This is a genomic window from Chromobacterium sp. CCUG 76385, assembly GCF_059916625.1.
On sequence record NZ_JAUCGU010000052.1, the window covers coordinates 1 to 11,086 of the forward strand.

Genomic DNA, 11,086 nt, shown 5'->3' on the forward strand with positions numbered 1-11,086 from the left:
TGCAAGGGCTGGGCAACGTGGCTTCCGGCCCAAAGCGGCCAAACCCGCAGGGCCGGGCGCCTTTCGCGCCGACTCTTTGTTGTTCCGCGCTGGCAGAGAATGACTATGCGGCACGCGAAACGCCTCGATTCGGCACAAAACGCATCCCGGCGCGACCGCTCACCAAACGTCAACAGCCCCTAGCAAAACCTCGTTGGAGACCCTGATCCAAAGCGCGCCGACGCAGACAGTACAACCAGCGCGGCAAGAAGGCGCAACGCAGGATCGGGGAGGGGGGATTGGCGGGCCTTAATCCAGCTGCGAGGTGCAGCAGGGGCAGCGCGTGGCTTTCTCCGGAATGGCGGACAGGCAGTAGCGGCATTCCTTGGTCGCGGGTGCCGGCGGCGCGTCCGCCGCGGGTTGTTCACGCTTGAGCCGGTTGATGGCCTTGACCAGCATGAAGATGGCAAAGGCGACGATGGTGAAGCTGACTAGCGAGTTGATGAACAGGCCCAGGTTCAGGGTAACCGCGCCGGCTTGCTTGGCCGCCGCAACCGAAACATACGGCCCGGCCTGCTTGGCGCCGTCCTTCAGCACGAAGAACAGGTTGGAAAAGTCGACGTTGCCGACCAGCAGGCCGATAGGCGGCATGATCACATCGTCCACCAGCGATTTGACGATGGAGCCGAATGCGCCGCCGATCACCACGCCGACGGCCAGATCGATCACATTGCCTTTGACGGCGAATTCCTTGAACTCCTTCAGTACGGACATGGCTTTTCCTTTATTTGATACCTGTAATTATAACTTTTTCAGTATTTTCTTGGTATGGCTACAGCGGCTGGGCTTTTGGCGCGGGCCGTTCCGGCAGCGTGCCCAGCAATGCGCCGCCCAGAATCAGCAGGATGGCCAGCAGCGCTAGTTGATTCAGCTCGCCGCGGCCGCTGGCGGTCAGCAGCAGGGTGGACAGCAGCGGCGTGGCATAGGACAGCGAGCCGATGCGGCGCGGATCGCCGTGGCGCAGCGCGCGTTCCCATAGGAAGAATGCGCCGCCCATCGGACCCAGACCCAGCAATAGCAGGGTGGCCCATTGCGCGGCATCCGGCCGCGCGGCCGGCTCGAACAGCGCGTGGCAAGCCAGCGACAGCAATCCGGACAGCAGGCAGAATCCGCCCATGGCGCTGCTTGGGAAGCTGGGCAGCCGCTTCAGCAGCAGGCTGAAGGTTGACCAGACCACTGCCGCGGCGATGGCCAGCAGATAGCCTGGCAGATATTGCTGCGATAGCGATAGTTTGCCGCCGGTGACGATCAGCGCCGCGCCGACAAAACCGAGCAGGCCACCGGCAATGTGGCGGCGCGTCAGTTGCGTGCCGGGAATCAGCAGCGGCGACAGCGTGACGATCAGCAAGGGCCATAGATAGTTGAGCAGATTGGCTTCCAGGGCCGGCGCCAGGCGAAAGGCGAAGAACAGCAGGAAGTGGTAGCCGAACAGGCCGTATACGCCGACGAGCAGCGTGGCTGGCGCGACTTTCCAGTCGCGTATCCGGTGCAGTGACAGCAGGCTGCCTATGCACAAGCAGATGCCGACCACGAAGAATGGCGGCAGCGAGCGGGTCAGCGCGCCCAGGGTGGCGAGCGAGGCCCATAGCAGGATGGCGCCGGCGGCAAGTAGGGTGGGGTGGCGAGGCATCGTTTCTCCAGTTGGCTTGGAGACGATTGTAAGGGGGAAATGCCAAACGAAAAAGCCGCAGCATAAGCTGCGGCTTCGTCGTATTCTGGCTCCCCGAGCAGGGCTCGAACCTGCGACCTGCGGATTAACAGTCCGTCGCTCTACCGACTGAGCTATCAGGGAACAAAACTTTGAATTGGGCGCCGGGTGGCGGTGTGGCTCCCCGAGCAGGGCTCGAACCTGCGACCTGCGGATTAACAGTCCGTCGCTCTACCGACTGAGCTATCAGGGAACACATGAACTCAATTGAGCCAAAGTGAATTGGCTCCCCGAGCAGGGCTCGAACCTGCGACCTGCGGATTAACAGTCCGTCGCTCTACCGACTGAGCTATCGGGGAATTGAGTGAGGGCGAACTATATACGGAGGCCGGCTGGCGTGTCAATGCTTGGCGGCGGTTTTTTTGCGAGATTCCAGGGGGAGCGACGGCAGCCGCCGCTAGGCGATTGTTGCGAAAAGATATTTTCTCGACGCATCAAACGAAGGCGTGGCAACGGCTGGCGACTGAGTGCCGCTGGCGGTAAGATCGCACATTGATTTCAATTAGGGAGCGACGGCATGTATGCATTCTGGCAACAGTGGCTGCGTCAAAAAGGCGTAAACCTCGACGAGCAAGGTCAGCAACCGATTGAGGCGCATTTGCGGCAAGTGGCCGCGCTGGAGCGGGAAACCGTGCTGGCGCCTTTGGACAATTTTGTATTGCTCAGAGTGGAAGGCGAAGACGCCGAGGCTTTTTTACAGGGGCAGCTGTCCAATGATATCCGCCAGGTTCAGCCAGGCGAGGCGCAATACAGCACCTATTCAACCGCCAAAGGCCGGATGTTGGCCAGCTTTTTGATCTGGCGGCGCGGCAATGCTTATTACCTGATGGTATCGGCCGATATCGCGCCGGCTATCGCCAAGCGGCTGACGATGTTCGTCCTGCGCTCCAAGGTCAAAATCACCATGGACGAGGAGTGGTTTGTTCTGGGCATGTCCGGACCGCAGGCGGCCCATATATTGCAGCCGCATTTTGCCGAAGCGGCCAATCTGGAGCAAATGCGGGTAGCCGAGCAGGATGATGGCGCGCTGTTGCGCTTGCCGCATGACGGCTATTTGCTGGCGCTGCGTCGCGGCGGCGGTTTGGAGAGCGATATTTCCAAGCTGGAGAATGTCGTTGCAGTATCGCCGGCAGTCTGGACGCTGCATGATATTCGGGCCGGCATCGCTTGGGTGACGGGCGAGACCCAGGAGCAATTTGTGCCCCAGATGGCCAATATGGAGTTGATCGGCGCGGTCAACTTCAAGAAAGGATGCTATCCCGGGCAGGAAATAGTCGCGCGCAGCCAGTATCTGGGAAAAATGAAACGCCGGATGTTTCTGGTGGCGTTCGATCAACCGCTGACTGTCGGCAGCAAATTATATAGCCCGGACTTGCCCGAGCAATCGATTGGTATGCTGGCAGGCGTGTGCCAAGTGGAAGCGTCCGGGTATTTGGGCTTGGCGGTGGTGCAATCGCAAACTTGGGGTGCCGGTGTATTTGGCGATGAGGCGCATGCAATTGCGCTGCGAAAACTGGATTTACCCTATTCGATTGATCCCATAGCCGAATAATGGAGATTTTGTTTTCTTTTTGATCCTTGACTTGTGCCAATTGTATTGGCTACATTACACCCTGTAATGGGTAAATCAATAATCATCAAGGGAACATCTCATGGATCTGTCGAAACTCGACTTTACCGAACTGGTTGCGCTTAAGGGCGAAGTAGAAAACGAAATCAAGCGCCGCGAGGTGGAAGAAAAGGCCAAGGCCAAGAAACAGATTATCGAGCTGGCCCGCGCCTACGGTTTGAGCGTCGAAGAAGTGCTGAGCAAAGCCGTTGTCGTGCGCAAGCCGGTTGAGGCAAAGTACCGCCATCCGCAAAGCGCCGAACTGACCTGGACTGGCCGTGGCCGCAAGCCGGCTTGGGTGCAGGCCTGGATCGATAGCGGCAAGTCCCTGGAAGATCTGGTTATCTGATAAGCTGATTTCCGGCTCGGTAAAAAAGCGCCTTTATGGCGCTTTTTATTTTGCATCGCGGCATGCAAGCCGTTGCCAGCGGCAAATGCTTTTGCCGATGCCGGGGGGATGTCGTCAATGCTTAATTATCATTTCATGAGTGCAATCAAGCGCAGACAAGCCGCGGCTGCGCTTTGCAGCAACCGCGCCAGTCTGGCTATAAATCTAGTAGTATAGAGTCATATCGTGGTTTTTTGACGGCTTCAGGGGACTGGACGGGAGCATGCTGGATTTCTTTTCAAGGGGGGGCAAGGGCAAGCCGGATCCGATGGCGAACGCGGAGGCGGCCAAGGCGCATGTTGAAGCGTTGAAGCAGGAGTACGGCCCTGCCGCGCATGACAAGGCGGTGGAGCTGCTGAGCGGACTCAGCCTATCCTCCCAGACGTTGTCCGTGGAGCTGCTGGAGGCGGTGCTGATGTTGAATCAGGAAACGCAGCCTTTGCATGACAGCCTGTGCGCGCAATACCTGATGAATGCGCGAATGCCCAAGGTGTTGGAAAGCCAGCTGCGCGCCCAGATACTGAATTACGGCCAAAAATTCACCGATTTTTATCAATATGCATTGCCGGCTGTGGATGATGGCCCGGAGGCAGGCGGGACCGCGAGTCATCTGCCTTTGGTGTTGGCGCGGATTTTTTATTATCTGCTTGAGTATGCCAGGTGGCAGTACATCCGGAACTTTCAGCCGGATGAGGTATTTTGGCTAAATGTGAATCAGCTGTACCGCCTGGCGGAGCAGCGTGGTTTGGATGCTCAGCCGGTGTTTTTGTTTGATGAAAAAGCCCTTGCCACGACGGTGCAGGATCAGTATCTGGTGTTGCAAATGCTGTCCATGCTCAGCGATGGCAATCTCACCGCCAAACAGATCCATTTCTCTTATCAGCTATTGTGTTTGCTGAGCAATAGGATGACGCTGAGCAAAACCTATTTTGCCGAAGCCAGTTTCGCCATTCAGTTGAACGATTCCAAACCGGCCGAACGGCCAAGCGGCATCAGCGCCAATGAGTGGACGCGTTATTGGCATACCACAGAGCTGGTAGAAACCTTGCATCACTGGGCGATTACGATGGAGGCTGGCCGCGTGCCGGCGGAATTGAAATCGTTGATCGTGCCGGGGATCGACGCCGTCCTGCTCAGAACCTTGATGCGGATATGGGCGGTCAAGCCGGTGCTGTTTGCTCGCGCCGAGCGCAAGGTTGTCAGCAATCGGCAGGTGGAGGTGGCGCATCGGCTGACCATGCTGCACAAACTGGTGCGCAAGCCGGACGACGAGGCGGCGCAGACGACCCGCGTCGGCGACAAGGACAGCTACGAAGACGCCGCCAATATCCGGATCTATGGTTTCGTCACCAGCCGGAAACGCGACAAGTCGGTATCGCCGCAGCCTGCCAGAGCCTTGGCGTTGTCGGGAGAGACGGTTGAGCCGCCGCCGCCGCAGTTTCCCAAATGGTCGCTGGAGAACATCAGCCAGACCGGCCTAGGCGTTTCCCTCGATGTCATGGGCAATGAGTGGGTGGCTTTGGGCGGTCTGATCGGTTATCGCGAACCCGACGCCGATGGCTGGAGCCTGGGCATTATCCGCCGGGTGCGGCGCACCAGCCGCGAACGGATTTATCTGGGGGTTGAGACCTTGACCACGCGTCCGCTGGCCGCATCGCTGCGTCCGACGGATGCGCGGCTGATCGATCCGACGCTGCCGCCGGATCAGGTCTGGCTGGCTGGTCATATCAGCTTGTTCATGCCGTATCGGCGCGCGGACAAGTTGATCAATGCGCTGATCCTGCCGGTTTCGCTGTATATGTTGGACAAGCAGTTTTATATGACTGTGCGCGGCAAGCATTTCCAGATCGCGCTGGGCAAGGTGATGGAGAAGGGCCGCGACTGGTGCATGGCGGAGGTGGAGCTGATCAAAACCTTGGAGAAGCTGCCTGTCGTGCTGTGAGGTTCGCGAAGGCCATCATGCAAAAAGCCGGCGTTAGCCGGCTTTTTTGCGCATGCAGGGCGTGTTAGCTGCGTTCCAGATCGTTCAGGATGGCGTAGATCGGCGATAGCGCCGCTTCGCCCAGGCGCAGGCTGCGCTGGCCGCTCCAGCCGAAATCGTCGTCCAGCAGGTTGTTGTTGTCCTTGAACGGCATTTCCAGCGTGAAGGCTAAGCAGCCGAACTGTTCGCAAATCCAGTTGGTGGCGATGCCCATATTGGCCTTGCCCGGCTCATTGCGCGGGTAGCCGTGCTCGGTCTGGAAGTCGGGGCTGGCCAGCAGGAAGTGGTGGCGGAAGCTGTCCGCCAGCTTTTCCAGCCGCTCGTTCCAGGACGGCACGCCTTCGGTGCCGGCCAGGAACACGTAAGGGATGTTTTCATCGCCGTGGATGTCCAGGAACAGATCCACGCCGGTTTCCAGCATTTTTTCGCGCACCACCAGCACTTCCGGGCTGGTTTCCGGGCTGGGATTCGACCATTCGCGGTTCAGGTTGGCGCCGGCCGCATTGGTGCGCAGATTGCCCAGCACCGATCCGTCCGGGTTCATGTTCGGCACCACGTAGAAGGTGGCGCGGTCCAGCAAGGCGCGGCTGGTCGGGTCTTGCGGATCCAGCAGGCGGTTCAGCAAACCTTCGATGAACCACTCGGCCATGGTTTCGCCGGGGTGCTGGCGCGCGGTGATCCAGATCTTCAGATCGGACTCCACTTCGTGGCCTATGGTCAGCAGATTCATGTCGCGGCCCTGAACGGTGGAGCCGAGGTCGGTGACCTGGCACAGGCCCGAGCCTTGCGCCTGGCCGATCAGGTTCAGGTGCTGCTCGTAGGAGTAAGGCTCGAAGTAGGCATAGTAGATGCTGCCGGACAGCGGCACATGTTCGATCACCATCACGCCGTCTTCGTAGCGCGTCGGCACGCGGAACCAGTTGATGCGGTCGTACGAGGCCATCGCCTGATAGTCCACCCAGCCTTGCGGGTAGGCGCATTCGGCGGCGTTCAGGAAGCGGAAGGTGCAGTGTTGGTAGGCAGCGCCTTGTACGCGGAAGTAGAACCATTGCGCGAACTCTGCCGCATTGTCGCGGCGGATGCGCAGTTGGATGTCGTCAAGGTTGTCTGAGGAGACGATCTCGATGCTGCCGGCGTCGAAGTTGCTGCTGATCTTCATGAGGGGAACCCGTGGTGCTTGCACAATCTCTGTAAAGCGCGATTGTAACCCCGTAGCGGGGCCGCGCGCATCCGTTAAAGCAAAAACCCCGCCGGCAAGGGCGGGGTTGGCTATGGCTTCACGCCATCTTTCAGACGGTAGCGCCGCGCTTGGCGGAGTTCTTCACCGCGTCGGCAGTGGCGCTGGTCGCGGCCTTGACGCTGCTGTCGGTGAATTCGGCCACTTGCTGGGCAGCCTTGCTGAAGGTGTTGACGGCGGCGGCGGCGGCGGCAACCGAGGTCTTGACGGCGTTCAGGGTGGCGTCGGAACCGGCCGGCGCGTTCTTGGCGAACGACTCGATCGAGTTGATCAGCGACTTGTTGTACAGGCCAACGCTCTCTTCCACCAGCTTGCTCAGCTCGCTTTGCGCCGCGGAGACGACTTCATACACGTTGCGGGAGTGGCTGACGGCCTTGTCGATGTTCTGGGTGGCCAGCTTGTTGAAGTGGTTGACGGCTTCCTGCGGATCCTTGAATTCGCCCAGCTGCTTGGCAGCCTTGGTGTGGTCTTCCAGGGATTGCTTGGAAACGTCCAGTTGCAGCTTGACCAGGCGTTCGGCGCTGTCCAGCGCGATCTGGGCGAAGCGCAGAGAGGACTCGATGCCGGTCAGCGACAGTTTGTTCAGCTGTTCATTGTTTAAGGACATGGTGTAAAACCTCCATTACGTGGAAAATGGGGTCGAACGATTGCTGTGCTTGGGTGGATTGTGCATTGCACAATGACGACGAAATGTAGCACACGAGTTGGTGGATTGGTAGTAGATTTGCTCTACTCTGTTGTATTTATGTTAGATTGCCAGCGGACAACGCCACGACAATAACCAGGAGCGTTAAATGAGTGTTGAGAAACGGGTCATCAAGAAGTACCCGAACCGTAGACTGTACGATACCGCCACCAGTTCCTACATCACGCTGGGCGATGTCAAGCAGCTGGTTCTGGACAATGTGGATATCCAGGTAGTGGATGCCAAGACGCAGGAAGACATTACCCGCAGCGTATTGCTGCAGATCATTCTGGAAGAGGAAAACGGCGGGATGCCGATGTTCAGCTACGAAGTGCTGACTCAGTTCATCCGTTATTATGGCCAGGCCATGCAGGGCATGATGGGCCCGTTCCTGGAAAAGAATCTGCAATTGTTCTCGCAGCTGCAACAAAAGATGCAGGAGCAGACCCGCGCCATTTACGGCGACAACGCCATGCTCAACACTCCGCTGTGGGGCGAGTTCATGAAGCTGCAGGGGCCGGCTATCCAGAACATGATGGCCAACTACATGGAGCAAAGCACAGGCATGTTCCTGGAAATGCAGAACCGCATGCAGGAGCAGACCAAACAGCTGTTCGGCGGTTTCGGCTTCCCGGCTTATCCGGGCGCCGAAGAAAAGGACAAAGACAAATCCTGAGCGAACGGGACGGGCGCTCCATTGCCTGGCAGGCCTAAGCAACAAGCCGGAGGCGGTTTCGCCTTCGGCTTTATTTTTTCGCGCATGGCAAGGTGTGAATGACGAGCGAACACGCATTGCGGCAAGCGCAGCGGCTGCACGTGGCGGGCGAGGCTGCCGCTGCGGAGGCGGCCTACCGCGCCTTGCTTGGCGACGAAGCGGTGGGCGTGGCGGCCAGCCATTGGCTGGGTTTTCTGTTGCTCCAGCAAGACCGCTTGGCAGACGCCTATGCCTTGCTGTCGCGCGCCGTGGCAAGCGACGGCTCGCACGCGGAGTGGCATTTCAACCTGGGCCTGGCCAGCGCGCGCCTGCACAGGAGCGACGAGGCCATCGCCGCTTTGCGGACGGCTATTGCGCTGGACCCTTCGCGTTATTGCTACTGGACACATCTGGGGGCCTTGCTGACGCAGGCGGGGCAGGATGGGGAGGCGGAGCACGCGTTGCGGCAGGCAGTCTTGCTCGATCCGCAATGCCCCGACGCCTATTACCTATTGCGCGACGCGCTGCTGCCGCAGCAGCGGTATGCGGAAGCCAGGCGCAGCAACGCGCAGGGCGTATTGGCGGAGCCGCCAGGCAAGATGACGCCGATCGCCGTGGCCCAGGCCTGGTGTGAACTGGGCCGCCGGGATCAGGCGCGGGCCATGGCAGAGAGCTGGCTGGCTCAGCAGCCGGACCATCCGGTGGCCTTGCACATGCTGGCGGCGTTTGGGAAGGGCGATATGCCCCCAGGCTGTTCCGATGCTTATGTCGGCCAGGCATTTAACGCGGCGGCCGCCGGCTTTGATCAGGCCTTGGCCCGTCTTCGTTATCACGGGCCGCAATGGGTGGCTGATTGCCTGGCCCGCCTCGCCATCGCGCCGGCTTCGCGTACCGTGCTGGATCTGGGCTGCGGCACCGGCCTCATCGGCGTGGTCCTGAGGCCGTATGCCCGCCGCCTGGACGGCGTGGACCTGAGTGAAGGCATGTTGGAACACGCTCGCGCCAAGCAACTGTTCGATAACTTGCATCAGGCCGATATGCTGGACCATCTGCGATTGGGGCCGCGCGGCTACGACCTGATCTCCTGCCTGGATACCTTGCCGTATCTGGGCGCGCTGGATCGATTGTTCGATTTATGCGCCGCGTCTTTGAATCCCGGAGGCCTGCTGCTGTTCTGCACGGAAATGCAGGAGGATGATCCACACGACTACCGGCTGCACCATAGCGGACGCTATCGCCATCACCCCGGCTATCTGGACCGTTTGCTGGCGGGCAACTGGCGAGTGCTGACGCGGGAGCGGCTGCCGGTTCGGGATGAGGCGGGATGCCCGGTGATGGGGGAGTTTGTTTGCGCGCTGCGGGACGCCGCGGAGGGATAAGGGGAGACGCGGCAATGTCCCCTTCATGCGTGTTGCGTGGCGAGGACGCCCGCCCGGCGCGTTCCCGGCGGGCGGTCTGGCAAGCAGAAGGATGCGATAGGGTGGATGTGCCGGGATAACGACAGTCGGGCCGGCCTCGCCAGTCGAAGTTGATGTTGTGCCGGCGAGACGGCGAATGGGTCTGTCATCGCTTAAGCGCTGCAGGCGCATCCCGTTGCCGTGGATGGCGCGCGTGTCCGCGATGATAGTTTTGATCACGAAAGCGTAAATCGCTGTATACTTTCGCGTTTTTCGTTTTTCGCGCACTCGCTATGAATAAAACTCCTCGTGTTGGTTTCGTATCGCTGGGCTGGTTGAGTGGGGTGACTGGTTCTTTATGGGGTTGTATTTAAATTCAATGGGTTGTGTTATTTTGTGTATTGTGATTGTACTGAGTGATATTAATTGAGAGTTTATCTGGATCAGTAAGGTTTAGCTGGTTTTTCGTTGTTTCAAGTTAATTTATTTTATTTCACAAAAGTAAAATGAATTATTTCTTTGTGTAAATGTACTAATAAGTATTATTCTTTAAAGAATATTGCCCACTGTTGTTTGTTGCACTTTCTTTTTTTCGTACTAACATTGCTATGGCGGGAATCATTTTTAATCCATTCCGCTGGGGGATGATATGAATCGCTATGCATGCTTGTTGACATTTGCAGCTTTACTTTCTTCTTTTTCGGGAGTGGTGGATGCTTGCTCCAGGGTGACATACCTTGGCCCGGAAAATATGGTGATTACAGGCCGCAGCATGGACTGGATGAAACCAGTAGACACTAATCTTTGGGTTTTTCCTGCGGGTTTGAGACGTAGCGGCGCTGCAAAGGTCAATCCTTTGAGCTGGACTTCAAAGTATGGCAGTGTTGTTGCCGCTGGTTATGATAAAGCCAGTGCAGATGGTATTAACGAGAAAGGCCTTGTTGCAAACCTGCTTTACCTAGGGGATGCTCAATATGGCAAGCGTGATCCTGAGCGACCAGGTTTGTCAGTGGTGGGGTGGGCTCAATATGTTTTGGATCAATATGCTACGGTTGATGAGGCAGTCAAGGCTTTAAAAGAAAAGCCTTTTCAGCTGGTTGGAGTAGATTTGCCGCATAATTTCCAGGCTGCCTTGCACTTGGCAATTTCTGATTCTGGTGGAGATTCGGCAATTTTCGAATATTTGGACGGTGAGTTGTTTGTACATCATGGCCGACAGTACACGGTGATGACTAATGAGCCACGTTACGATCAACAATTGGCTTTTGAATAGGCTATGTCCCAATTACAAGTTGGTAACTATACTGAAGTAAGCCTCTCACCAGGAGCGTGATGATGGATACCCAGT

Annotated in this window: 10 protein-coding genes and 3 tRNA genes; 6 read left to right on the forward strand and 7 right to left on the reverse strand. The window is 58.0% G+C overall.

Annotation, left to right across the window (positions count from 1 at the left end; all coding sequences use genetic code 11):
• Window positions 1-288: 288 nt before the first annotated feature.
• The 5 genes from mscL to QUG01_RS19450 form a co-directional block, all read right to left on the reverse strand.
• Entirely contained in the window at window positions 289-753 is a 465-nt protein-coding gene (gene mscL, locus QUG01_RS19430) for a large-conductance mechanosensitive channel protein MscL (RefSeq protein WP_043626605.1), read from the reverse strand.
• Between the two features lie 58 nt (window positions 754-811).
• Window positions 812-1,669 carry a DMT family transporter gene (locus tag QUG01_RS19435; protein WP_500831532.1) on the reverse strand — a complete coding sequence of 286 codons (858 nt, stop codon included), beginning with the start codon at window positions 1,667-1,669 and terminating at the stop codon, window positions 812-814.
• A gap of 86 nt (window positions 1,670-1,755) precedes the next feature.
• Window positions 1,756-1,831: transfer RNA gene (locus QUG01_RS19440), tRNA-Asn, on the reverse strand.
• 33 nt (window positions 1,832-1,864) lie between these two features.
• Window positions 1,865-1,940 (reverse strand) — tRNA-Asn (locus QUG01_RS19445).
• Between the two features lie 30 nt (window positions 1,941-1,970).
• A tRNA-Asn gene (locus QUG01_RS19450) sits at window positions 1,971-2,046 on the reverse strand.
• A 218-nt stretch (window positions 2,047-2,264) separates the two neighbouring features.
• Between QUG01_RS19450 and ygfZ the strand changes: the two genes are divergently transcribed.
• From ygfZ to QUG01_RS19465, 3 genes are all read left to right on the forward strand, one after another.
• Window positions 2,265-3,299: a CAF17-like 4Fe-4S cluster assembly/insertion protein YgfZ gene (ygfZ, locus tag QUG01_RS19455; RefSeq protein WP_500831533.1), complete on the forward strand. Its 1,035-nt coding sequence runs from the start codon at window positions 2,265-2,267 to the stop codon at window positions 3,297-3,299.
• Window positions 3,300-3,399: 100 nt separating this feature from the next.
• Window positions 3,400-3,705, forward strand: a complete 306-nt coding sequence (locus QUG01_RS19460) for an H-NS histone family protein (RefSeq protein WP_043626609.1) — start codon at window positions 3,400-3,402, stop codon at window positions 3,703-3,705.
• Window positions 3,706-3,967: 262 nt separating this feature from the next.
• A complete protein-coding gene (locus QUG01_RS19465; RefSeq protein WP_500831534.1) occupies window positions 3,968-5,686 on the forward strand; it encodes a cyclic-di-GMP receptor FimW-related protein in 1,719 nt (572 codons plus the stop codon).
• A gap of 64 nt (window positions 5,687-5,750) precedes the next feature.
• On the opposite strand, the gene QUG01_RS19470 is transcribed toward QUG01_RS19465, so the two are convergent.
• Complete coding sequence (locus QUG01_RS19470) at window positions 5,751-6,884, reverse strand: M14 family metallopeptidase (RefSeq protein ID WP_500831535.1); 1,134 nt, start codon at window positions 6,882-6,884, stop codon at window positions 5,751-5,753.
• A gap of 130 nt (window positions 6,885-7,014) precedes the next feature.
• Window positions 7,015-7,569: a phasin family protein gene (locus tag QUG01_RS19475; RefSeq protein WP_043626618.1), complete on the reverse strand. Its 555-nt coding sequence runs from the start codon at window positions 7,567-7,569 to the stop codon at window positions 7,015-7,017.
• A 187-nt stretch (window positions 7,570-7,756) separates the two neighbouring features.
• Between QUG01_RS19475 and phaR the strand changes: the two genes are divergently transcribed.
• The 3 genes from phaR (at window position 7,757) to QUG01_RS19490 (ending at window position 11,011) form a co-directional block, all read left to right on the forward strand.
• Window positions 7,757-8,323, forward strand: coding sequence for a polyhydroxyalkanoate synthesis repressor PhaR (phaR, locus tag QUG01_RS19480; protein ID WP_043626620.1), 567 nt, complete (start codon window positions 7,757-7,759; stop codon window positions 8,321-8,323).
• A gap of 98 nt (window positions 8,324-8,421) precedes the next feature.
• Window positions 8,422-9,720: a class I SAM-dependent methyltransferase gene (locus QUG01_RS19485; RefSeq protein ID WP_500831536.1), complete on the forward strand. Its 1,299-nt coding sequence runs from the start codon at window positions 8,422-8,424 to the stop codon at window positions 9,718-9,720.
• A 667-nt stretch (window positions 9,721-10,387) separates the two neighbouring features.
• Window positions 10,388-11,011 carry a linear amide C-N hydrolase gene (locus QUG01_RS19490; RefSeq protein WP_500831537.1) on the forward strand — a complete coding sequence of 208 codons (624 nt, stop codon included), beginning with the start codon at window positions 10,388-10,390 and terminating at the stop codon, window positions 11,009-11,011.
• The last annotated feature ends 75 nt before the right edge of the window (window positions 11,012-11,086 follow it).

Coding starts and splice junctions, on each gene's coding strand:
- mscL (WP_043626605.1), bottom strand. CDS start 753: ATGTCCGTACTGAAGGAGTTCAAGGAATTCGCCGTCAAAGGCAATGTG.
- QUG01_RS19435 (WP_500831532.1), bottom strand. CDS start 1,669: ATGCCTCGCCACCCCACCCTACTTGCCGCCGGCGCCATCCTGCTATGG.
- ygfZ (WP_500831533.1), top strand. CDS start 2,265: ATGTATGCATTCTGGCAACAGTGGCTGCGTCAAAAAGGCGTAAACCTC.
- QUG01_RS19460 (WP_043626609.1), top strand. CDS start 3,400: ATGGATCTGTCGAAACTCGACTTTACCGAACTGGTTGCGCTTAAGGGC.
- QUG01_RS19465 (WP_500831534.1), top strand. CDS start 3,968: ATGCTGGATTTCTTTTCAAGGGGGGGCAAGGGCAAGCCGGATCCGATG.
- QUG01_RS19470 (WP_500831535.1), bottom strand. CDS start 6,884: ATGAAGATCAGCAGCAACTTCGACGCCGGCAGCATCGAGATCGTCTCC.
- QUG01_RS19475 (WP_043626618.1), bottom strand. CDS start 7,569: ATGTCCTTAAACAATGAACAGCTGAACAAACTGTCGCTGACCGGCATC.
- phaR (WP_043626620.1), top strand. CDS start 7,757: ATGAGTGTTGAGAAACGGGTCATCAAGAAGTACCCGAACCGTAGACTG.
- QUG01_RS19485 (WP_500831536.1), top strand. CDS start 8,422: ATGACGAGCGAACACGCATTGCGGCAAGCGCAGCGGCTGCACGTGGCG.
- QUG01_RS19490 (WP_500831537.1), top strand. CDS start 10,388: ATGAATCGCTATGCATGCTTGTTGACATTTGCAGCTTTACTTTCTTCT.